Here is a 23,096-nt window from a genome sequence, read left to right on the forward strand (position 1 = left end):
GTTTACCGAGATAAATGGCTTTATGGCGCCCCCCGCATTAATTACTGGGAATAAAAAACTCAAAATCGTAATTATACATTCGTACAAAAGTGCCATCATTTAGAATTTGCTCCAGGACCGCGTCTATTTGCTCAATTTGTTCTCTGTTGTCCATCGTTGTTGCAATAGCAATACCATCACCTAATGAAAATTGCTCCGGAAGTGCTCGTACACGTGTGGGATATTGATGCATAAAAAACATCGCGGTGTAGGTGTTCATGAAAACAGCATCAATGGTATTCGAATTAAGAGCCTGGATTAAATTGCTAGGCTCTTCAAAGGGTACTACGATTAACTGGTCAACAAAATTTTGCTCAAGGTAATTGAAATATTCCTTTCCTTTTAAACAACCTACTTTTTTTCCTGCTAAATCTTTTGCATGTCTGAAGGGAGCTTGCTTCAGGGTAACAAATACAGCAGAGCTAGGCATGTAAGGAATGCTAAATAAATAGTGTGATTGACTATAGGGTGTAATAATAATGGCCCCCAGTACAAAATCGACTTTGTTCGCTTGCAAGGCGGAAAGTAACTCGTAATACCGCATACCAATATATTGGCATTGCCAATGCAGGCGTGCGCAGATTGTATTCATCAATTGAATATCGAATCCCCCAATTGGATAGGCAGGATTATTAACTACAAAGGGCGGATCATAGATTGGCGTGCCAATTTTAACAGTGGCATTTACATGACAAGATAAGCAAAAAAACAGCGTTACTACGACTCGAAGACAGGCCTTTGCCATAGACGCATCCCATACTCATTTTTTTTTAAGTATAGAACGACTTTGGATCATAAATAAAATAGGTCCAACTCTCTCTATAGAGGACAAAACTTGAGAATCGAGTCTTTTGCGGGCATTTAGCGAAGCGAGCGAGCTTGATTCTGAACAAAAATTTGTTTTTGTTCACAACGACAATAAACATTTTTGCCCTGTACCGACTCTAAATCGAAATAATGGCTGGAACATCATTACCGTGGTTGGTTTATATGTTACCATTAGCTCCTTTTCTTGGCCATGTGGCATTAATAAACGGTGAGATTAGGCATGTTTTATCGAAAAATGTTGAAATCAAAAATTCATCGCGCTTGTATTACCCAAGCTGATTTGGATTATGAGGGGAGTATCACCCTGTCCCCAGAACTACTTGCAGCGGCTAATATTTTACCCAATGAGGCCGTCAATGTGTGGAATGTGACAGCAGGGACGCGATTTGAAACCTATGCTATAACGGGTGAAAAAGGGTCTAAAGACGTCTGTGTCAATGGTGCCGCCGCTCATTTAGTCACGCCTGGCGACATTGTTATTATTGCAACCTTTATTCAGCTTCCTGAAGAGCTTTGCCAGAAGCATCATCCTAAGGTTGTCTTCGTCGACAGCAATAATCGTATAAAAGAAGTCCGCCCAGAGCTCGCAGAGAACAATAAGAAGGCTCAGAACTCTGATGAGATTGTTTGTGCAATCTAGCCCTCTTTTCTTGCATTAGAATTCGGGGGGGGGGCGCAAATACAGAGGCTAGTTCACTATAAAATTATAAGCGTTTCGCGAGGTATGTCTTTAAGAGCCAGATAAAAAACTGTCGTCATCGTTACAAATTTGAGGCTTGCAACGACGAAATAGACGTACCCTGTGAAGCTTGCACAAGATTATCGTTACGAGCTTTTATCTTGCAATGGTGCTTAGCTAGATAAAAATTGCCAAAACAAAAGCAAGATAAAAGCAGTAATAGTCTAGGCGATGAAAGGAGAGGTAGAAGTATCTGGGGTGCTCGCTTTTACAACCGGCGTACTAACGCGGCTTGCACCTCTTCCAAAGAAACCAGAGAGACTTGCGAGGAAACCTTGATCTTCTGTTTGAACCGGTTTTTCAGACGGCGTTAATCTGGAGCGAATTGTCGCAGCCATCTTATGAAGCTCCGGCGAATTCTTACTCCCTGTTTCGTAACTATAATAGCGGTAACGAGTTGGCTTACCATCCTCGTAATCTGTACCATTAAGCTTATTTCGGTTGGTAGGGAGTTCCGTATTCCTTTCCATCCATTGCTGCAGGTTCTCTTTACCCGCTAACCAAATATAAGCAGGTAATGTTTCCCAAGTCTCGGGGCTGGTTACTGTACGTACTTGTTTAACCAGAATAATGGGTGTGTTTATCTCTACCATGGGGATCTGTTGATCATCAAAGCTGTTGGGATTTTTATCATAACTGTCCAGCGTTTTATATAAGTCCTTATAATGACCCAATACACTATTAAGCTCTGGTATTGAAGCAGCAGTAAGAAGTTCTTCGTCACTTAAAGGAACAAATGGCGTTTTCAGAGCCGGTGGTTTTCCTAAATTAAATTCCTCAAACTCCTTTGCCGTTAGTGTATCTTTCGCCGTAGGCTGAGGATGAGTAAAGGATCGCTGTAACGCCACCTGAAGGAGGTTGAATGATGGAGTGGGCAGATCAAAAAAGTCTTGGTTAATTGCTTGGGTATTCTCATCTTCTGCACGCAAATAATTAAAAAAGCTAAATGGAATCTTCCACCATTGTTTAACAACATGAACCAAGCCTTTGTTATAACCCTCGGTTAAACCATAAGGAACCGTATAGGCTAAGTCTTCAATTGCTTTGAGCACTAATCTTACGCTACCGATGACTAGTAAGGGCGGAAGGATTAGGCGATTAAGACCAAGCGCCATTACTGTACTAAAAAGAGTCAAAGAAAAGCTGTGAGTTACTTTGTAAGCCCAGAATGCTGCGGCTATTGGAAGAGCAACACGAACAGTTAACGTGAATGCCAAGAGAGCGAGCGACATGAGCAGATTCAGCATGAGAGAGGTAAGCGAGAATAAAGTAACCCCTGCAATAGCCCCGAAAACTTTGTCGAGAAAATTGATTGCGACTTTGGCAATACGTTCTACTGAATCAAGCGCGGGTTGAGCATATCTCTTTACTGATCCAAGCATGGTTAATGTCCCCATCTAGTACTTCAAGCACTGTATTGTATAAAAAATTAGCTAAGAGTGCAAGTATTATTAATTTTTATAGCTTCTAGCGTGGTCTATTCTATGTGAAGAAAATTAACACAATATTAACAAGACTAAATAGACATTTTTAAATACGAGTGTCCACTCCACAGGACGAAAAAAGACGGCTCTTACTATACTTTAAATAGAGTAGCTGATAGAGGGAGAAAACCATGGACTTAACCCTTTTTTTAGCCAGAGTGATTGGCTGGTACTTTGTGATTATCAGTCTGTATATGTTGTTTTGCCAACAGGCATTAAAGGCGATTATCGTCGATATTTTAGGGCAGAGGGCATTAATGTTCTTTATTGCCCTATTAACGGTGGTTTTGGGCTTGCTTTTGGTGATAAGTCATAATGTTTGGGTAATGGGTTGGCCCGTCATTATTACTCTAATAGCCTGGCTGGTTTTGGTCGGGGGAGTTTTCCGCTTGATTAATCCGGATTTATTAACAAAAGTAGCGCAATGGTGGTTACGTAACCCTGCTTACCTTGTTATCGCCGCCATTATCTATCTGCTTATTGGCCTTTACCTTCTTTACAGGGCTTACTTTATTTAACAAGAGTAAGCCAAATTAGAGGATTGCTATTTTTGCCAAAAATGAGGCGAAAAAAGGATAAGAAGAGAAAATATCTCCAAACGGCCTGCGATCATGGAAAAGATAAGCAGCCACTTGCTGGGGGCGCTGAGATCAGCAAAATTGTCATGGATATTACCTATCCCGGCACCCGCGTTAGATAGCGTTGCAGTAATGGCTGAGAATGAGGTAATCAAATCATTCCCTAACGCCATAAATAAAAGTATAAAAGCCACAAAGAGGGCAATAAACACCGATATAAAGCCCCACATGGATTGTAAAACAGGCTCTGGCAGGGTATGTCTACCAAATTTAATGGGGATGATGGCGTGGGGGTGTAGTAAACGCACCATTTCACGTTTACTTTGTTTATAAATCAACAGGGCACGGATGACTTTTACACCGCCGCTTGTTGAGGTTGCACAGCCGCCAACAATTGATAGCAGCATCAGTAAAAGGGGTACATAAGTTGGCCAGCTGTTAAATGGAGCAGAAATAAAACCGGTTGTTGTGGCCATTGAAATCACATTAAATAAACTTTTCACCAGCGCGTGCGGATCAGCGGCAAAAAAACCGTACATGACGAGACTGAGCGTTACCAGGCAGCTGGCTGTAAATAAAAAAGCAACATAGAGACGAAACTCTTCATCTTGCCAATAATGGATGAGGCTGCGCTTTTTAAAAGCAATAAAATGCAGGGCGAAGTTGGTGCCGCCCAATAACATGAAAAAACAGGCAATTAACTCGATGGCATCGTTTTGATAATAAGCAAAACTATTATCGTGCATCGAAAATCCGCCAGTGGAGACGGTCGTAAAGCTTTCGCCCAAGGCATCAAACCAGTCCATACCTGCAGCCCAATAGCTCAACATACAAAGGAACGTTAATAGAACATAAATAAACCATAATGCTTTGGCGGTGTGGGCAATGCGAGGAGTTAATTTACTATCTTTCATTGGTCCTGGTGTCTCTGCCCTGAACAATTGCATGCCGCCCACGCCAAGCATAGGCAAGATGGCTACTGCCAGGACTACAATACCCATACCTCCTAAAAACTGTAATTGTTGACGATAAAACAAAATCGCATGAGGTAAGCCGTCTAAATGCCTGATAATGCTTGCCCCAGTCGTTGTAAATCCAGATACCGATTCAAACAGTGCGTCAGTTAAACCATGATTTTCATGACGAAGGGCGAATATAAACGGTAGGGAAGCGAAAAAACAAAGGACAAACCAAAATAAGACGACAAGCAGAAAACCATCGCGGATTTTGAGTTCGTGATGCTGGGTTCTAAAGCACAGCCAAAGTGCGCTACCAGTAACAAAAGTACAGGTGAAGGCCGCGACGAAGGGCAGCCAAAAATGTTCATTAAATATCGGATTAATGATGAGTGGTGTAAGCATACTGACGCTAAACATCATTAACAGCAAACCTAAAAGGCGCAGGATGGTTTTAATTTGCATTACTTACTTTAATCTCACCTTGGCCAAATGGAGTGGTTTTGGGCTGATAATCATAACACCAGGTTGAGGGCAGTGGTCAATAGCGGAATCAGAGACTTCTTTCGAACCTCTACTGCATTGGCGCATCGCTTCGTCGAACCGGTGCTCGAATCCTCATGTACTGACGTGTACACTGCGGTTCTGCGCGCCGTTTCTCCTCGCGCTGCTCTCACTGCAGCGAGTTTCGCAAGAAGTCTGCTGTTTTCAACTGGTAAAGGCCAGGTTTACCTGAAATAGCGATTCTACTTGACGGACATAGCGTTTTTTTAGCAACAGCAAGATGACATGATCATCCGATTCAACCACCAGTTGCGGATTTGCCATAAGTAATTTTTCACCCCTTACAACAGCGACAATAGAACAACTGGGAGGTAATTTAATTTCTGATAATTGACGTCCGACAACCTGGGAAGTTAACTGATCGCCGTGAGTAATCAACTCAATCGTTTCAGCCTCGTCATTTTGTAAACGATACACTTTGATCATGTTCCCACGCCGTAATTTGGTAAGAATACTGCCGATAGTGATTAATTGCGGAGAAATGGCGTGATCAATGGGGCTGTCTTCAATAAGTTCGACATAGGCATTGCGATTAACCAACGCAATGGCATGGCGTGCTCCCAGACGCTTGGCTTGCAAACAGGACATGATGTTAGCTTCATCATCGTTGGTGACAGCACAGAATACATCGGTAAATTCAATATTTTCACTAACGAGCAGATCGCGATCGGCAATATCACCTTGTAAAACAGTCCCTTTATGCAATTGAGAGGCTAATTTACTGGCATGGGTCAAATTGCGATCGATCACCTTGATACGGTATTTTTTTTCCAATGCCTGGGCCAGCTTGGTCCCAATGTGTCCACCACCTGCAATCATAATGCGGCGATTGGGATGGGTATAACGTCCCAGGGCGATAAGGAGCTGTTGAATTGCCGGGGGCGAGGCCACGAAAAGAACATCATCATCGGCCATAATTTCACAATCACCCTGTGGGACAATAGCAATTTTATCGCGAAAAATCGCAACCACTCGCGTTTCAATGGGCTTTAAATGTTGATAAAGCTGCTCAACAGTTTTACCTACCATCACGCCGGCGGACTGGGGTTTAATAGTAACCAGTAAAACCTTTCCTTCAGCAAATTCGAGAACTTGGGTAACACCTGGGTAGTCAATTAAATTTTCAATATGTTCGGTTACCAGTTTTTCTGGGCTAATACATACATCAACAGGCACATGTTCATTGCAAAATAATTGGGGGTAATCGTAATAATAGCGCGAGCGGATGCGGGCAATTTTTGTGGGGGTGCGAAACAAGCTATAGGCAATTTGGCAGCCCATCATATTAATTTCATCGCTATCAGTGACTGCAATTATCATGTCCGCCTGTTCTATACCCGCAGTAATGAGAATATTCGGGTGGGCAGCTGAACCCAGTACTGTTTTGATATCAAGCTTATGCTGTAATTCGCGCAAGCGATCCTCATTAAGATCGACCAGCGTGATATCATTGTCTTCACGCGCCAGATTACGTGCCAGTGTCCCTCCAACCTGTCCAGCCCCTAAAATGACTATACGCATGACATTAATACTCCTTCATAGACGAAGGTTGCAGGGCCTCTTAGATAGATAGGGCCGTTGATATCCGGCCAATCAACAATCAATTCCCCGCCAGGCAGCGTAATATGAATTTGAGGTGCAAGCTGGTGATAAAGTCTGCCGATTGCTGCAGCAGCGACGGCACCACTACCACAGGCTTGGGTTTCACCACAGCCACGTTCATAAACGCGTAAACGAATTTGATTGGTGCTAATCAGTTGCATGAAGCCTGCATTGCATTGCTCGGGAAACAAGGTGTGTTCACTAATTTCTTTTCCCAGACGGTCTATTGCTATTTCAGCAAGATTTTTTACGACACTGACTGCGTGAGGGTTACCTACACTTAAGGCATGTACTTGCCATAGTGTGCCATCGTTGAGTGGCAACGAATAGAAAGGGGCCTGTTGTTTTACTTGCAGAGGAATCGCGTCAGGCACAAGATTAGGTTGTCCCATATTAACGGTAACAGTTTGATCGTCATGCAGTTCCAGGTGCATTTTGGTCGTACAGGTTGCAACAGTTATTCTTTTTTTAGTAGTTAAACCATAATGAAAAACAAAACGAGCCAGACAACGGGCGCCATTACCACATTGCCCTACCTCCTGCCCATCTGCATTAAAAATGCGATAAAAAAAATCAATGCCTTTTTCTTTGCTGGTTTCAACGAGTAAACACTGGTCAAAACCGACTCCTGTATCACGTTTGGCAAGGAGGGCAATTTGTTGCGGAGATAAATCGACTTGCTGGCGAATGGCATCGATCACCATGAAGTCATTCCCTAAACCGTGCATCTTGGTAAATTGAATAGTCATTTAGCGGCTCATTAATTCATTGTGGCAACTGGGATTTTTTTGGTGTTTGCGTATCAGTAGGCAGATAGAGAGGGCCTTTTTGCCCGCAAGCTGATAATACTAAGGATGCCCAAATAATAAGTATAATGGTAAGCAAGCGCATCATGCATAATCTGCAATAATAAATAACAGAGTATAGTGAATTCATCATGAAAGCGCTATTAGGGACGGTTGACATTTCTGCTATCCAGGCCGAAAAGCGTTGATTTGCCAGGCTACGCTGCTCATTGACTCTCCTGTAAACGGTGTTGCGCTGCGCGTAAATCAACGCTTTTAGACTCAATCTGGCGAAATGTTAATCGACCCAGGAGTTTCGAAAGAGGTCTATTGCTATAGGGAAGCGCTTTGGTGATAATTTGAGTTTTTTTGTTGGAGCTATGTTGAACGTTTATGTAAAAGAGCCAACACAGCAGGCGAAAGCTTGTATGATTTGGATGCACGGTTTAGGTGCTGATTCCTCGGATATGATGGGGTTAGTGGAACAATTGCCCCTTGGTGATGTAGCACTTCGCCATGTTTTTATTGATGCGCCAGTCCGGCCGGTTACTATCAACAATGGTATGTCGATGCGTGCCTGGTACAATATTCTTGGTATGCAACTGACCGATCGCGAAGATCGAGAAGGTATTTTGGCTTCGCAAAACTATATTCGCCAGATTGTTGATGCCCAGATTGAGCAAGGCTTTTCGACAAATCAAATTATGTTGGCTGGCTTTTCTCAAGGTGGGGCAATGGCTTTATATACGGCTTTAAATCTGACAACGCCGCTTGCTGGGGTTGTGGCTCTATCTGCTTATTTGCTATTGGCAACTCAGTGCAAACCCGTTCTTGCTAAAAATACACCACTGTTTCTTGCTGGCGGACAATATGATTCTGTTGTTTCACCTGTCTGGACTAAGCAAACAGCTGCCTGGTTAACCGCAACAGGGTATAAAAACTTAACCTTTAATGAATATCCAATGGATCATGCTATCTGTGCCGAGGAAATTGCTGATTTGGCTCGTTGGATCAGAACCCAAGTAAAAGGAGACTTTTGATGACTGTTGTAAAAAAATCCCGTGTGGTTCCTTTTACATGTGAGCAAATGTATGGCCTGGTTAATAATGTCGAGCAGTATGCCGAGTTTTTACCTTATTGCTCACAAAGTCTGGTGCATCATCGTGATGAGGATGAAGTGCAGGCAACCTTAGTCATTGCAGCGGCGGGAATGAGCAAATCATTTACTACCCGTAATCGTTTGCAAGCGAATAAGATGATTGAAATTCGTTTAGTCGATGGGCCCTTTAGCCATCTGGAGGGGTTTTGGCGTTTTGATGAAGTTCCGGAAGGTTGTAAAGTGTCATTTGATTTGGAATTTGAATTTGCCGGCCGTATGTTTTCAATGCTTTTAGGCCCTGTCTTTGAACAAGTTACCGACAAGATGGTAGATGCCTTTTGCGATCGCGCTGAGATGCTTTATGGTAAACGTTGAAATTGTTTATATAGCCGCTGATCAGACAACCATACAATTAAAACTCGCTTTACAAGCGGGAGCAACCGTTGCGGATGCGCTTAAGGAGTCAGGTATTTTTGAGACCCATCCAGAGGTGCAAACGTTGCCGATAGGGATTTTTACCAAACGTGTTGCGATGGATACGGTATTAAAACCAGGCGATCGCCTTGAAATCTACAGGCATTTAACGGTGGATCCGAAAGAGAAAAGAAGACAACGCGCCAAGGCAAAGGATTAACTTGATATCTGTTAGCCGAATCCAGTGATGCCAGGACCCTGGTATCACTGGATTCAGTCATTATGGATGATGCTCAATACGCGATAACACGCCATGAGAAAAATACAAGCTTAAGTTGCGTACATGCATGCCATTGCCGCCTTTACGCCAGGTATAGGCGTAGTCCCAGCGCTCATTGTTAAAAGTGGGGCTTAGTAAACTGGTCCCCATGAGAATTGCAACGTCATGTTTACTCATACCTAGTCTTAAACGTTCAATTTTGCTTTGGGGTAATAAATTACCTTGTTGCACAATCCGTCTGGAAAAATCATAGTCCACACAGTGGGTGAGTGTTAAGGTCAACGCGATACTAATGAGAATGGTTCTAATTCGCATTTTTTTTGCCTGTCGTGAAAAATTTCGCCATAATAGCATGCCATCAATAGAAAGACACCTGGATCAAAGGTGTTGAATATCACGCAGAGGAGTGCTTGTGGAAGAGAGCCAGCAATTAAAAGACGCCGGATTAAAGATCACGATGCCCCGCTTGAAAGTATTACAGATTTTAGAGCAATCACGAGATCATCATTTAAGTGCAGAGAGCGTATACAAAGCGTTACTGGATATGGGGGAGGATGTTGGTTTGGCAACGGTTTACCGTGTGCTCACGCAGTTTGAAGCAGCTGGTTTAGTCGCCCGTCATAATTTTGAAGGTGGTCATTCGGTATTTGAACTCAGCCAGGGGGAACATCATGACCATCTGGTCTGTGTAAAATGCGGCAGGGTCGAAGAATTTATTGATGAAATTATCGAACAACGGCAACGTATGATTGCAGAGGAAGCCAATTTTAAAATGACTGACCATGCTTTGAATATTTATGGTCTGTGCCCAGCCTGTCAGATTCGTTAAGTAGTGTGCTCAGTAAAGACTTAATGTTTAGACTTTAAGCTTTTCTTAATCTTTTTATGCTATGCTGGATCGCTGATCAATAAATCAAACGGTATCTAATTATGATTATTGGAACATTCTGGTCTCAAAAAGACAATAAATGGGTGCGTTTTGTACAGGAAGATGGCCTGGTACGCGCTGAAAGTGCTTCTGCTCGCGAAGATAATCCTTCCTTGGCAGGCGAATGGAGTCCAGAGGGGGAGGGTATTTGGTCTGTTAATTATAGTCTGGGAGAAGAAGCCCCCCTTAGAAACGAATTTTACCGCGTACAAGATGGTATTCTTTACCATGACACGGGTATAACGAGGTATGGAGTTAAAATAATAGAACACTACCTTCCTTCCGGATGGGGACGATACCCTGAAAGCATGAAGGCAAAATATAATCCCTTTTCAACTGTTCAAGGACAAGCGGTCGAATTATTAGCCTATGAGCACCTGCCTTTAACGGTTGAAATACAGGAAGAAAGACGAGAGGAAGAGGAGCGGCTTGCTGAAGAGGCTCGGGAAGCAGCGCGTCAGAAGTGGGCTGAGATAAAAAAAGGTGATTTTTTTGGTCAATTTATCGCTAGTGTAGAGAGTGCATTTACACCGGAGCAAAATGATTATCTATACCATGAACTTTCAAAAGAGCTGCTTCCTTTCCCAATCAGTGCTTATGAAACGCCTGTTGATTTTATAGAGCTATGGTCCCAGGAGCTAGAGGATAGAGAAGGTTTTATACGTAACGCGATAATTAAAGTCGCCTCTACAACTTTTTTGGATGAGGATTTTGCTCTGAATCCACAGAAGGATGATGAAACGCGTAGATGGTTATTTGAGCGCAAAAAAGCGTTTTGTTTGGCTGTAATTAACGCGGGCATTGGATTCGTGCGCGATACTTTTGATCTGGCTGGGCCAGAGCAATTAGAGGAACAGATACCTTTGGATGTGCAAGTTCCTGTTTTGGATGCCCAAGTAAAGATTAGTGTTGGTCAATCCATTTACAAATTTTTCTCTGGCTTGTTAGCTGGTATTACTCAATACGTTCCGAATATCTTTAACTGGTCAAAGCCTGCCAGGACAGAGGAAATGACAGGAGATGATAGGCCTGAACAGCATGAGCGTGTTGTTGTTATAGATCACAGTATCCAGGAAGAACGCAGCTTAGGAGCAGCCTCTTCTCAGGAAAGCTGGTTGTCGCGCAAAAAGGCAGGTGAGCTGGTCCAGAGTTCAATGAGTTATGTTAGCTCTTTGCGCTCCTTGTTTTGGTCAACGCCTCAAACTACGGATACTACTCAGGAGCATGCTCCTACCCAGGATGGGGATCAGCCGCGAGTTGAGCAGCGACTCTGATAACTCGGAGAAGGTGGAAGAATAGCCTTTACAATTAAAACAGAATTGTAAACTAATTGAATCTGCTGCAAAAATCTGAGTTATAATTAATGGATTAAAGGTCAACAAGGACGTTGCTATGTACGATGATTTACGTAATCCTTATCATGAGGAAGGATTTCCTGCCTTGCAATTAGGCGGTATTCTTCTTAATGAAGAATTACTTGCTGATTCCCCAGTCAATTTGGTGCTTAAATCCTTAAATCGCCATGGCCTAATTGCTGGTGCAACCGGTAGTGGTAAAACCAAGACCATCCAAGTGCTTAGTGAGCAACTTTCCTTACAAGGTGTTCCTAGTTTAGTGATGGATATCAAGGGAGATGTCTCGGGCTTGGCTATGCCAGGGGAGGCTTCTGAGTTTTTATTATCACGCAGCAAATCGTTAAATCTTAGTTATGTTCCACGTGCCTTTCCGGTTGAAATGCTCACTTTAAATGAGTCAACCCAGGAAGGTGTTCCTTTACGCTCAACCATTAGTGATTTTGGTGCAGTCCTGTTTTCCCGCATGCTTGATGTGAATGAAACACAAGCAGGCGTTATCACTGTTCTTTTTGAATATGCAAAAGATAATAAGTTACCCTTGATTGAACTGGCTGATTTTAAAGCGTTATTACAATTTGCCCAAAGCGATGCCGGTAGCGCAAAAATTGAAGCTTCTTTTGGTTCTGTAGCCACTTCATCAGTGGGGACTATTGTTCGTAAAATTATTGAGCTTGAGGCTCAGGGCGGTGACAAATTTTTTGGCGAGCCAGCATTTAACGTCATGGATTTGGTGCGAACTAATGCTCAAGGCCAGGGGATAATTTCAATCTTGCGTTTGTTGGATATGCAAGATAAACCAAAATTATTTTCTACGTTTATGCTGAAGTTATTATCTGATGTTTATCGCGTGATGCCCGAACTCGGTGATCCGCCTAAGCCAAAGCTAATTCTCTTTATTGATGAGGCCCATTTAATTTTCAGTAATGCCAGTAAAGCCTTATTAAGTTTATTGGATACCATGGTTAAATTAATTCGCTCCAAGGGGGTTGGTTTAATTTTTTGTACGCAAACACCCAATGATATTCCCGATGCGGTATTGAGCCAGCTTGGTTTAAAAATACAACATGCCTTACGTGCTTTCACTGCGAAAGATCGCAAGGCGATGAAACTGGTGGCACAAAACTTCCCACCTTCTACGTATTACAATACAGAGCAATTATTGACTGCTTTAGGAATTGGTGAAGCCTTGGTCAGCGGTTTGAATGCCAAAGGAGAGCCGACACCGCTTGTTGAATGTTTGATCCGTGCTCCGGAATCACGCATGGGGGTGCTCAACCCGCAGGAGTTAGCTGCTGTTGTGGCGCAATCAACGTTAATCGCTCGCTATGGACAGCGCATAGAACGCGAATCGGCTAAAGAGATACTGGCCAAGCAAGTGGCGAGTGCAACGCAAACAAATACTACCGAGACCACAACCAAGAGAGGCACGGCAGACCCTCAGGAGCCTGGCATGATAGAGCAGATAAGTAAAAATACCTTATTTCGTCAGGTGGTACGGCAAATTATGCGTGATCTAATGCGTTCTTTATTGACTGCTTTAGGCATAAAACGACGTTAGATCGGTGTGAAGAAGAGGCCCTGCATCTTTCAGGGCCTGAACGCTCATGTCAGACGCGATTAACTTAATGGTATACCGCGCGAGGTAGTTTTTTGGCCTGGATTATCCAGGATTCAACTTGCGATAAACTTGGCAGCTGGCGCACCAGTCTAGTATGTTCATTGGTTGCCTGGAGTGCTTGATGCAAATTGTCCGGGCGACGTTGTGCCAACTCCAGAACTGAATCCACTCCACTGCGTTCTAATAATTCACTATATTCCTCACTGATACCTTTGATGCGTGCCAGATCAGCTTGATTAGTCCATTTCAGGATTAGCTTAGGACTAATACCTGTTTGTTCCGCAATGGTTTGTCGGCCATTGCGATGACCACAAACGTCTAACAATTGAGTTTGGTTTTCAATACCGGCCGTTTGCAGAAGCGCAGCATATTGTTCGCCAATTCCTTCAATCTCAATTAATTTATGCATGATCACTCCATGATTTGGTGAGTACTCTATTACAAGTATATACCAGCATGAAAATGAGTTAGGAGAACAGCCCGATGTGGCTGCTCCTTAAAAAAAATAAGCTAAGCGTCCAACAACCGAATATAAAAAAGGAAAAAAGGTATTTACAGGGTTTAACTGCGACTCCCCATATCCAGCGGTATAATTTCCAGCGATTTCAGCCATGAGGTGTTCTCCCAGGGGGGTATTTAATCCGACACTGAATGTTGGGCTCAGACGCCAGTCTTCCACCAGTAAATCATCTCGATGTACGCCTGCAACACCGGCACTGGAAAAAAGTCTAAGGGAAGTATTGTAGATAGGCAGCATAATTTTGCCGGTTAAACTGACTGTTTCCGTTTTAGTAGAAAAGGTTGTCGATTCATTATTCTCAAAGCTGAATAAGCTCGCAGCATCAAATGAGATTTCCGCTTTAGGGTAATGCATATAACTAAATTCGATAGCGAAAGAGCGGGAAAATTCATGTCCAACAAAAGCCCCCCAACCTGCACCGCCTTCTCTGGTATGAATTGGAGTGGAAACATTTAGGGCTAAGTTTTGATTTTCTTGGGAGGGTACTAAGCCGTGCCAAGTCGTTGAAGCGTAACCCCCAAGTGCGCCAATATAAAAACGAGGATGAAAGGGAAGCCCTTCTTCACCAGCATGGCTATTCATTGAATACAAATACAAGGGTAACATACTGGCTAGTAACAAATTTTTGACAATCACAATAAACACTCTCTCTCTTATCTCCTCATTTCTTTCCTAAGAAAGGAGGAGATAACTTCGCTAACAAAATTATTGGCAGGCCTTACTACAAATCCGGCCTGGAGAATTAACCCTACCAAACAGATAGCAATTCCAGTTATCCATACAATCCTGAGGGGTCGTATACTTCTGGCGGTCACAAGCTGTTTGAAGAGAACCATATATAATTAACAATCGTGCGTATAGCTTTTTCACATCTTGACACATTCCAGATGGAAGTCCCGAGGATGTGCAGTAACAGGCAGCTACGGATTTAAACGATGAGCAAAAGTTCGCATCGTTTGTAGGTAAAGCTCTATCACATGCCACTGCAGTTTGAACAAACAGATAGGCAGTGATGATAATAAAAAACTTTCTTATCATCCTTGCTCCTTGATAATTTAATGATTTTCCTCAAGACTTTATCAGAATTCAGCTTAAGCACAAAACATTGATTGATCTTTTGGATAATATTGTTTGGTATCCTCTTTCATAATTCGCAGGATTTCTTTGGCAAGCCTCTCACGAAACTCGGTAGTCAAATTGGCTGAAATAGCCATGTGGGGTCTGTTATCGGCCATACGCAGAAAGCAAATATCGAGAAAATTGTCTACTTCCAATAAATCATATTGATAATTGTTTACATGTTGTGTTTTTAATCCAAATAACGAGGTGCTCTCCCTTTCTGAGGTTAAAAAATCACTATGCATATTGATATTGATGAGAAAATTATTACCTTTAAAAGAACTTAAGCGGCCACAGCAGTTGAGGATTTTTCGGTTTAATTGAAGGGTAGGGAATAAACAACTATATAACCAGGTTAATAGTTTGACACCATATTCTTTAATTTTTTTAGGTTCTCGAAAGGTGCCTATACTGGCGAGCTTTACCAAATTAGAACATTTTTGATAAGGGCTGGTAGTCATGATCGATTCATGAACCTGTTTGCAGACCGAGTTTAAGGTAGATTGTTTGTTAATCTGCGCCTTAATTAGCTCCAGCTCCAAGAAGCAACCGATGGTCTTGTCATATTTATGATCATCGCGAGTAGATTTAACTTTAGTAATACAGATGGAAGAACGTGCATTGAGCTTATCGCCACAACAATTACGCAGCGCTAACAAAAGGACACTACTCAAACCATCATTAAGGCTTATATGGTTATGAGCACAGAATAGTCGCAGATTTTGCAGTGCCTCCTGAGAGATTTCTGTGTAGGTTGAATAAGGAGTTTTGCTTTTCTTCATATTGGCTACAACATATTCCGCGGGAAAGGTAAATAAAGAAGCATCCTCCAAATAGTCCTCCCAGAACATCAAGTCGCGATTAAAATAAGTTTGAGTATAGGCTTGTTCTTTGAATATATATTCTCGATAACGGGTATCTCTGTCCAAAGAGGGCGACTGAGCAGATAGGTAAAAATTGGATAAGTCAGCGAGCAAGATTGCAGGTGAAACATGATCAGAAATAATATGAGGCATACAAAGTTGGATTTCTGTGTTTCTGCCCTTTAAATAAAATAAACGAACCATTATCAGCGGTTGATTTTTAGGCCAGGGATAGAGTGCCCTTAACTCATTGAAGGAAGTCTCTAAAACAATCTCGCTTTCTTTCTCAGACAGCGAGGCGAGATTTTTTACTGTGATCTCGGGAGGACGATTTTTCTGGAGAGACTGGACAGGCCGAAAAGAGAATACTCGGTAGCATAAGGTTTCATGTTTTCTAATAATCAAAGCCAAGGCAGCATTTAGTTTTTCCAAATCCAACATCCCTTGCACACGTTCTCGCGCGCAGATATTTAATTTTTTGGCCTTCGATTCAAAGGTATTTGATAGCCATAAAGTGAATTGGAAATCACTCAATGGCAGCTGATTCTTATCCTTATAAGTCTCCGCATAACTATCTGTTTGCTGCCTTATTTCTTGTAATTGATCGAGCAAGCTGGCCACAGCTGCTATGGTTGGCTTCTGATAAAAATTTTGTAAACTGATTTCTTTTCCTAGAGCGTGATTAATGGTTGTAATAATTCTCGCTGCCGACAAAGAATGTCCTCCCAAATCAAAAAAATCATCATGAATACCAATTGGTTTTATACCTAGTTCCTCCGACCAAATTTCAGCAAGTATTTTCTCCAGGGGGGTCTGGGGTGCCACCTGTCCTATGGTTGGAGTGAAGGAGGGAGCAGGCAAGGCGACGGTGTCTAGCTTATCATTGGCATTGAGTGGAAAGGATTCCATGCAGACAAAACAAGAAGGAATCATGAAATCAGGCAAGTACAGCTTTAAATATTGCCGCAGTTCATTGTCACTTACAGCCTGATTTTTATCTTTCAGAATGTAATAAGCGACTAATATTTTCTCCTTGCGATAGCCATCGGCAGTAATGACTACGGCGGATTTGAGCTGGTGATGAGCCGCTAAACAGTGTTCAATCTCGGCTGGTTCTACTCGAAATCCTCGTATCTTTATCTGATGATCGATCCTTCCGATGCACTCCAGTTCCCCCTTCGGCAGGCGGCGGCATAAATCGCCGGTTTTGTACAAGCGGGCATTGGGGGCATTGTTGAAAGGGTCTTTAATAAAGTATCGCTCTGTTAATGCCTTATTGTTTAAATATCCACGGGCTACACAACAACCGCCCAGATAAAGTTCACCGATCTCTCCATCAGCAACAGGCAAGCCATTTTCATCAAGGAGATAAGATTGGCAATTAGGAACCAACCTACCAATAGGTACATTTGCTCCCAGACTGGAAATATTTTTAGAATCAATTTGATATAGACAAACAGCAACACTGGTTTCCGTAGGACCGTATTCATTAAACAAACGATGTTTGGGATAAAAACTCAACCAGGCTGCACAATCACTAGCGGCTAAATTTTCTCCTGCCAACATGACTTTTTTCAGATGATGAAGAGGCCTGCACTTCATTTTTAGCTGATGTAACAAGACTCTAAAATAACTGGGCGTTATTTTAATGAAACTGACTTTGCTGGTGACAAGATAATTCAGATACAGACCAGGATCTTTTTTAACTTTATCTTCACAAATCACAACGGTTAAGCCAATTGTCAAGGGCACAAGCGAGGTTGTTAGCGCAAAATCAAAAGACGGGTTGGAAGAAAAATCAACCAATTGTTGTGTGTTTAACGTGCAATAATCAGCAAACCACTTCGCGTAATTGACAACCCCCTCATGCTCGATGAGTACCCCTTTAGGCTTACCAGTTGAACCAGACGTATAAATTATATAAGCCAGGTGATGAGGGGACGTTACTGATTGAAGATTATCTGGTGATTGCTTGCGAAATTCTTCCTCTTCATTAAAAAGAAGGGTTTTTCCCTGGTAGCGAGACAATTTTCTTTTCCATTCACTCGTCGTAATGAGAATGGACGTTGATCCTTCATGTAAAATGAGTAATAACCGCTCTTCCGGAGATGACGGGTCTAAAGGAATATAGGCTCCCCCTGCCTTTAGAATTGCCATAATCGCAATAAGAAAATCGATGGAGCGATTCATGCAGAGGGCAACTTGCGTTTCTGCGGTCACGCCCAATGTCCGCAAATAATGGGCTAGCTGATTTGCCCTCTGATTTAATTGCGCGTAACTAATGGACTGTCTTCCAAAAATAGCTGCAATTTTTTGTGGTCTTTGTTTAACTTGTAGCTCAAACATTTCATGCAGGGTATTGGCTGTTTTCCTTTTCAATTTTTCTTCCTTCCTATCAAAGTAATCTAGACTCCACTTTCTATTATTATAGTTTTGGCAAAATCCTATCTAGCCATTTAGGCAGATACCAATTCCATTCTTTAAGCAATACCATAGTGGAGGGAACGAGGAGCGTCCGAATTAAAAAAGCATCCACAAAAATCGCCACTGCGATGCCAAGCCCAAAGGCTTTCACCATTAATACATCGGCAACTAAAAATGAACCGCAAATGAAGATAACGATGAGTGCGGCACTGGTAATAATGCGACTGCTCCGCTCAATGCCCGAAATAATACTTTTATTGTTATGATGACCATTTTTTTCATAAGCCTCTTTTATTCGCGATAAGAGAAAAACCTCATAGTCCATCGAGAACCCAAAGAGGGCGCAAAAGATGATGACTAAAAGACTGATATCCAACATTCCCTGTGGTTCAAAATTAAGGTATTTCGCTAAATAACCATCCTGAAATACGAGTACAAGCGCACCATAGCAGGCACTAAGACTTAATAAATTCATGAGAATGGCTTTAATAGGGATAAATAAAGAACGTAATAGCAGAAGTAAAATGAGATAAGTGAAAACTATAATCCATAACAAAGCCCAAGGTAAAATCTGGGAAATACGGTTTAAAACATCCACGTTTATGGCCGGTGTCCCAGTAATTTCCATAGTCAGTCCAGAAGACACTTGGGTATTTCTTAGAGTCTTAACCAGTTGTATGGTTTGAGCGTCATTGCTCTCATAATTACTACTCACATTTAATACAGCAAAAGAATAGCCTGTCGTTGTTGCTAATAATTTTTTTATATTAGCAGCCAAAAATTTCTTAGGCGTGGAATAGAGGTTGATATATTGTTTCTTGGTTAATTTCCCATCAGAGGAGACGACTCCGCTAATCTCATCAATAGAGGGATGGTCTTTTAGTTTTTGTACTAAAGTATAGATTTTGGAAAGACTATCTTGCGACAAAATATAATGATGGGGAGATTGAACTAATAACAAAATTGGGGTTAATGATTTGACATCAAATTCTTCTTCGTAGGTATTAAAAAACTGTCGGCTCTCGGACTCTTTGGGTGTAATGCGATAATCTGATACGCCAAATTTGGCCGACAAGAATGGATAACCAAGCAGGAGCAATAAAATAAGAATCGGGAAAAAAAAGTATAAAGGATGAGCAACAACTTTTTCTGCCAGCCAACGCCAGGCAGGTGAGCTATGCTCCTTCTTTCTTCCGGGCAGATGGATCGAAAAAAGATTAATTTTGTTTTTGAGAACAGCAAGAAAAGCTGGGAGTACGATGACCGCAGTAATTACTGCAACCACCACGGCAACGATCCCGCCAACAGCCATAGAAAATAAAATATTAATAGGGAAAAGAAATAGAGCACTAATACTGATAAGAACGGCTAGGCCACTGAAAAAAATAGCTTTTCCCGCTGTTTCTGCAGTAATGGCAATGGCTTCGCTTACATCGATGCCATTATGTAATTCTTCGCGAAAGCGACTGATGATAAATAGAGAATAATCCAGACTCAGGCAGAGACCTAACAATAAAGCAATATTCAAGGTATACACCGAGAGAGTCCAGGATTCTCCTAAAATATAAAGGGCGGTAAGGATTATGAGCGCGCATCCGCCCCCCAAAAGAATAGGCAGCAAAGCGGCAGTTAGGGAGCCAAAAACGACTAGTAAGGTAATAATTGCCACCGGTGTTGCGATAAAATCGGCCTTATAGAGGTCATGCTGAGTCTCTTTATTGATCTCTCTAACAAAAATAGCCTGCCCGCCCATTTCAATAGTCATATTGGATGGTTTTTTTATTGCAGCTGTAAATTTGGCTAGCGTGTTCGCATTAAGAGGTTCCTGGCTTTTAACAATGACGACGACATAGGCAGAATGCTTATCCTTGGAAATTTGATGTTTGTTGTCTGAGGGGAGGAAAATGTCATGTTTAATAGGGAAATTTTCCAAACCCGAAAGAGATTGTTTGATTTTCTTATTAAATAGGGATTGGTCAGCCCGAAGAGTTTTACTCTGATAGATAATCAGAAATTTATTAGCGCTATCGTAACCCAGCTTCTTATCGATATATTCCTGGGTCTTGGCACTTTGTGAATTCTCATCTTTAAAACCGGTTGTTTTAAAAGGGGCAACAATGTGGATGAGCAGAGGAACACAGGCCAGGATTATAATCACCCATAGGATGATGAGATACCAGCGCAGCGGGTAGATTTTACTCCCTAACTTGTAAAATAAGTGTTTTTTCATCATCCTTTAAGCGCCCCACTCAGCACTTGGTTTAAAATGGTCTAATTCAACTGTAGCCATAGACTTTTTTGTAATACATTGCGTTGGGTTATCCAGAAATCTCTCTTTATAGCGAGGGGTTTGGGGATGTTGTGTTTGATAGTTTTTCTCTAACTTCATGTTTTTATTCCATTAGTGTAGAGACATATAAATTTAGTGTAGTTAAATAGTGCGGTTTGTCAAAATTAAATTCATTTTGGGGTCAAAGGCCTAAGCCGTTGAATGAAGTTGCTTGCCAAATTTTCTTTGCTGATTAAAATTTGCCTTTTTGATTCACCAATAAATGGCTATGGAAAAGACAGAAGAAAAACACTGGTCCAAAATAGAGTATTTACATCAACATGTTAAAAATCCCAATATCCATATCAAAGGAACGCATAGCTATTATAGTGATGCATGGACAGGGAGTTTTGAGGAAACCGTAGTCCGATATCTTTATGGAGATGAATACAGTCTAAAAAATTGGCAGCCGCAATGGCCAATTGATCAACTTTATGTTGGTAATTATGTTTGTATTGCTGCCGAGGTCATTATTATGTTGGGCGGAAATCATAATCACCGTACAGATTGGTTTTGTCTTTATCCTTTTGCAGACAGGTATGTTGATGCCTATGAAGGGAAGGGAGATACAGTGATTAAGGATGGTGTTTGGCTCGGAATGCGTTCAATAATTATGCCGGGTGTCACTATTGGAGAAGGGGCGATAATAGCTGCAAATACCATTGTGACCAGGGATATTGAGCCTTATAGCATCGTGGCCGGAAGTCCTGGCAAAATAATAAAAAAACGCTTCGCGCAAGACATCATCGAACGAATCCTAAAGTTAGACATTTACTCTTGGCATGAGGATAAATTTAATGTCTTAAAAAACCATATTTGTAGCGATGACATAACAGCATTGGAGCAAGCGAGCAGGGAGTATGATGCTCGCCTTCGAACGACTCAAGTCGCTATTGATTGAAGTGAAAACGATTAAAGCAGCAAGCTGGGATTAGTATAGAAGCTTCTACCCCGCCTGATTGGGCTCGAGAATTCATAAAATTGCAAATTAGCCTTATTAGCTGGGTGGTATGGATTCTTTTGGGCAAATTTTGGTCTCTACGCATATAATTAAATTATTCATGACGTGAGATATTATGATGCCTGGAGAAGAGCCTGCAATTATAGATGATGATCCCTTCGCCTATTCCTATGCAAAATATGAGCCCGTATTATCACCACAAAATGTTGTGAATATTGGTCCTGAAGATGGAAATGGTGTTTTTACTTCTGGTATGACAGACTGCGTCGCTTTGTGCTTTCGGATCAAAGATCAGGCTGGGGATATCGTTCGCCTTTCAATGATTCATTTGCCAGGAGGAATTAATGCCGCTCAATTAGAGAGTGATGAAGGAAAACAAGTCATCCAGCAAATGTTAAAACATGCCCCCGAAGGCGCGCAAGTGGAAGTAGTGATTGCCTGGAATAAACAACACTATGATGAGCAACGTGACTATGCGTGGGAAACACGAGGCGGTACCCTGCTTGATAGGCCTTTATTTGATGCCCTGCAAAGCCAGATCGATGATGATGAAAAAAATATTAGGCTTACAGACATGACCACTTTTTCTGGTGCACGGCATAATTTAGATGAAAGTGCGTTTAGTTTTTCCCTTAATTTCAATGGAGAGGAAGGGGAATTTAAAAATTGCCATGGCACAAGAGCGTTAGCACAGGATGTTCATGTAAAGTATGATGCGCCGCCCACAAATGGAAGCCGGGCAGTTTATCTGCTTAATTGGGCAATGGGGTTAGGAGACAAAAAAAGATGGGACGAAATTCAAAGTGATATACGAGATTCTACCGATCCAACTTTTGATAAAGCGAAGAAAATGGAATTTGAATTTCCTTTGCAAGATCATGTTCGTCTAAAAGAGATAATGCTCAAGGCTCGAGCAACCAATAACGCCACTCTGTGGAGGCAGATAAAAGATGCACTCGTTGATGATATAAAAAATAGCGCCAATAAAGTAGACGCAGTTGCTGCACACAAGGAACTATTACAACTGCATTTTAAAAAAGATGATAAAGGTCAATACAATGGCAGTATCTTTTGTCGAATGTTTCAAAATGGTGAATCGACTCACTGGCGTCAAGTTAAACAGTGGGATAGTCCTAATACTCAGCAAATTTCAAGCTCAACAGCAACAACAAAAAACTACAAACAGGATTTAAGGGAGACTCAACAACTACTTGCTGCGGATGACGAGGTTGATAAAACAGAACAACATGTCTCAAAAAACTCTTAGCATTTCATTTTTATTACCTCATTATTATGATCATACTTGGTTTGCCCCCCTATTATTAAATCAATTGCTATCATTTTTAATGAGTAGTATCAGTATTCGTACTTGGTGGGTTATATGGGTTAGTCTTACTGCCAGGGGTTAACTGAGGATTGGGAATTGTAGTGCCGGGTAGTGGGTTAACGATGCCCGGTGTAGTGGGCATGTTCCCTCTTTGATGGCTTATTCCGGTTTTGGGCGCATTATTCTTTGTAGCATTTGATCCTGAATTATTGGTGGTATTTGCGTAGGTTGCACTCCCTAAAGAAAACGAGGCCAACAAGATTAGAAGAGTCCGTTTCATTACT

22 protein-coding genes and 1 pseudogene are annotated in these 23,096 nt (G+C 41.9%); 10 read left to right on the plus strand and 13 right to left on the minus strand.

Going from position 1 to position 23,096, the window contains the following annotated elements:
- Positions 1-37: 37 nt before the first annotated feature.
- On the minus strand, positions 38-784 hold the full coding sequence (locus ACN4Z1_RS09015) for a transporter substrate-binding domain-containing protein (RefSeq protein WP_228363753.1): 747 nt from the start codon (positions 782-784) through the stop codon (positions 38-40).
- A 303-nt stretch (positions 785-1,087) separates the two neighbouring features.
- Between ACN4Z1_RS09015 and panD the strand changes: the two genes are divergently transcribed.
- Positions 1,088-1,507 carry an aspartate 1-decarboxylase gene (gene panD, locus ACN4Z1_RS09020; protein ID WP_228363754.1) on the plus strand — a complete coding sequence of 140 codons (420 nt, stop codon included), beginning with the start codon at positions 1,088-1,090 and terminating at the stop codon, positions 1,505-1,507.
- Between the two features lie 263 nt (positions 1,508-1,770).
- Here panD and ACN4Z1_RS09025 read toward each other — a convergent pair whose 3' ends face one another.
- The gene (locus tag ACN4Z1_RS09025; protein ID WP_419386734.1) at positions 1,771-2,988 is read right to left on the minus strand and encodes a hypothetical protein; all 1,218 of its coding nucleotides are present in this window, start codon (positions 2,986-2,988) and stop codon (positions 1,771-1,773) included.
- 233 nt (positions 2,989-3,221) lie between these two features.
- On the opposite strand from ACN4Z1_RS09025, the gene ACN4Z1_RS09030 reads away from it, so the two are divergent.
- Positions 3,222-3,608, plus strand: a complete 387-nt coding sequence (locus ACN4Z1_RS09030) for a hypothetical protein (RefSeq protein WP_115220258.1) — start codon at positions 3,222-3,224, stop codon at positions 3,606-3,608.
- 26 nt (positions 3,609-3,634) lie between these two features.
- Here the strand turns inward: ACN4Z1_RS09030 and ACN4Z1_RS09035 are convergent, their stop codons facing one another.
- The 4 genes from ACN4Z1_RS09035 to lptM form a co-directional block, all read right to left on the minus strand.
- Complete coding sequence (locus ACN4Z1_RS09035; RefSeq protein ID WP_228363756.1) at positions 3,635-5,089, minus strand: TrkH family potassium uptake protein; 1,455 nt, start codon at positions 5,087-5,089, stop codon at positions 3,635-3,637.
- Between the two features lie 243 nt (positions 5,090-5,332).
- The gene (trkA, locus tag ACN4Z1_RS09040) at positions 5,333-6,709 is read right to left on the minus strand and encodes a Trk system potassium transporter TrkA (protein WP_228363757.1); all 1,377 of its coding nucleotides are present in this window, start codon (positions 6,707-6,709) and stop codon (positions 5,333-5,335) included.
- On the minus strand, positions 6,700-7,539 hold the full coding sequence (dapF, locus tag ACN4Z1_RS09045; protein ID WP_228363758.1) for a diaminopimelate epimerase: 840 nt from the start codon (positions 7,537-7,539) through the stop codon (positions 6,700-6,702). Before dapF ends, trkA begins: the two co-directional genes overlap by 10 nt.
- 16 nt (positions 7,540-7,555) lie before the next feature.
- The gene (lptM, locus tag ACN4Z1_RS09050; protein ID WP_419388113.1) at positions 7,556-7,684 is read right to left on the minus strand and encodes an LPS translocon maturation chaperone LptM; all 129 of its coding nucleotides are present in this window, start codon (positions 7,682-7,684) and stop codon (positions 7,556-7,558) included.
- 271 nt (positions 7,685-7,955) lie between these two features.
- Between lptM and ACN4Z1_RS09055 the strand changes: the two genes are divergently transcribed.
- From ACN4Z1_RS09055 to ACN4Z1_RS09065, 3 genes are read left to right on the plus strand one after another with little or no spacing between them, the layout of a single operon-like run.
- A complete protein-coding gene (locus tag ACN4Z1_RS09055; RefSeq protein ID WP_228363759.1) occupies positions 7,956-8,615 on the plus strand; it encodes an alpha/beta hydrolase in 660 nt (219 codons plus the stop codon).
- Positions 8,615-9,049 carry a type II toxin-antitoxin system RatA family toxin gene (locus ACN4Z1_RS09060; RefSeq protein WP_228363760.1) on the plus strand — a complete coding sequence of 145 codons (435 nt, stop codon included), beginning with the start codon at positions 8,615-8,617 and terminating at the stop codon, positions 9,047-9,049. The genes ACN4Z1_RS09055 and ACN4Z1_RS09060 overlap by 1 nt, the downstream gene beginning before the upstream one ends.
- Positions 9,036-9,308 carry an RnfH family protein gene (locus ACN4Z1_RS09065; RefSeq protein WP_228363761.1) on the plus strand — a complete coding sequence of 91 codons (273 nt, stop codon included), beginning with the start codon at positions 9,036-9,038 and terminating at the stop codon, positions 9,306-9,308. The genes ACN4Z1_RS09060 and ACN4Z1_RS09065 overlap by 14 nt, the downstream gene beginning before the upstream one ends.
- Positions 9,309-9,368: 60 nt before the next feature.
- Here ACN4Z1_RS09065 and ACN4Z1_RS09070 read toward each other — a convergent pair.
- Positions 9,369-9,714, minus strand: a pseudogene (locus ACN4Z1_RS09070) (outer membrane protein assembly factor BamE).
- 66 nt (positions 9,715-9,780) lie between these two features.
- On the opposite strand from ACN4Z1_RS09070, the gene fur reads away from it, so the two are divergent.
- The 3 genes from fur (at position 9,781) to ACN4Z1_RS09085 (ending at position 13,209) form a co-directional block, all read left to right on the plus strand.
- The gene (gene fur, locus ACN4Z1_RS09075) at positions 9,781-10,197 is read left to right on the plus strand and encodes a ferric iron uptake transcriptional regulator (protein WP_115220266.1); all 417 of its coding nucleotides are present in this window, start codon (positions 9,781-9,783) and stop codon (positions 10,195-10,197) included.
- 101 nt (positions 10,198-10,298) lie between these two features.
- Positions 10,299-11,570: a hypothetical protein gene (locus ACN4Z1_RS09080; protein WP_228363762.1), complete on the plus strand. Its 1,272-nt coding sequence runs from the start codon at positions 10,299-10,301 to the stop codon at positions 11,568-11,570.
- 118 nt (positions 11,571-11,688) lie between these two features.
- Positions 11,689-13,209, plus strand: a complete 1,521-nt coding sequence (locus tag ACN4Z1_RS09085; protein ID WP_228363763.1) for a helicase HerA-like domain-containing protein — start codon at positions 11,689-11,691, stop codon at positions 13,207-13,209.
- Between the two features lie 64 nt (positions 13,210-13,273).
- Here ACN4Z1_RS09085 and ACN4Z1_RS09090 read toward each other — a convergent pair whose 3' ends face one another.
- The 5 genes from ACN4Z1_RS09090 to ACN4Z1_RS09110 all read right to left on the minus strand — a co-directional run bounded on the left by ACN4Z1_RS09090 (position 13,274) and on the right by ACN4Z1_RS09110 (position 20,584).
- Entirely contained in the window at positions 13,274-13,678 is a 405-nt protein-coding gene (locus ACN4Z1_RS09090; protein ID WP_228363764.1) for a DUF4332 domain-containing protein, read from the minus strand.
- 87 nt (positions 13,679-13,765) lie between these two features.
- Complete coding sequence (locus tag ACN4Z1_RS09095) at positions 13,766-14,434, minus strand: hypothetical protein (protein ID WP_228363765.1); 669 nt, start codon at positions 14,432-14,434, stop codon at positions 13,766-13,768.
- 446 nt (positions 14,435-14,880) lie between these two features.
- Positions 14,881-18,150 carry a non-ribosomal peptide synthetase gene (locus ACN4Z1_RS09100; RefSeq protein ID WP_419388114.1) on the minus strand — a complete coding sequence of 1,090 codons (3,270 nt, stop codon included), beginning with the start codon at positions 18,148-18,150 and terminating at the stop codon, positions 14,881-14,883.
- Positions 18,151-18,196: 46 nt separating this feature from the next.
- Entirely contained in the window at positions 18,197-20,428 is a 2,232-nt protein-coding gene (locus ACN4Z1_RS09105; RefSeq protein WP_228363767.1) for an MMPL family transporter, read from the minus strand.
- Between the two features lie 3 nt (positions 20,429-20,431).
- Complete coding sequence (locus tag ACN4Z1_RS09110; protein WP_228363768.1) at positions 20,432-20,584, minus strand: hypothetical protein; 153 nt, start codon at positions 20,582-20,584, stop codon at positions 20,432-20,434.
- 163 nt (positions 20,585-20,747) lie between these two features.
- On the opposite strand from ACN4Z1_RS09110, the gene ACN4Z1_RS09115 reads away from it, so the two are divergent.
- On the plus strand, positions 20,748-21,425 hold the full coding sequence (locus ACN4Z1_RS09115; RefSeq protein WP_419388115.1) for a CatB-related O-acetyltransferase: 678 nt from the start codon (positions 20,748-20,750) through the stop codon (positions 21,423-21,425).
- A gap of 175 nt (positions 21,426-21,600) precedes the next feature.
- Positions 21,601-22,752 (plus strand): hypothetical protein, encoded by a 1,152-nt coding sequence (locus ACN4Z1_RS09120; RefSeq protein WP_419388116.1) that lies wholly within the window; start codon positions 21,601-21,603, stop codon positions 22,750-22,752.
- A gap of 76 nt (positions 22,753-22,828) precedes the next feature.
- Here ACN4Z1_RS09120 and ACN4Z1_RS09125 read toward each other — a convergent pair whose 3' ends face one another.
- Positions 22,829-23,092 (minus strand): hypothetical protein, encoded by a 264-nt coding sequence (locus ACN4Z1_RS09125; protein WP_228363771.1) that lies wholly within the window; start codon positions 23,090-23,092, stop codon positions 22,829-22,831.
- Between the last annotated feature and the right edge of the window lie 4 nt (positions 23,093-23,096).

It is taken from the genome of Legionella sp. ST3F1 (assembly GCF_048553315.1).
Classification (GTDB): domain Bacteria; phylum Pseudomonadota; class Gammaproteobacteria; order Legionellales; family Legionellaceae; genus Tatlockia; species Tatlockia donaldsonii.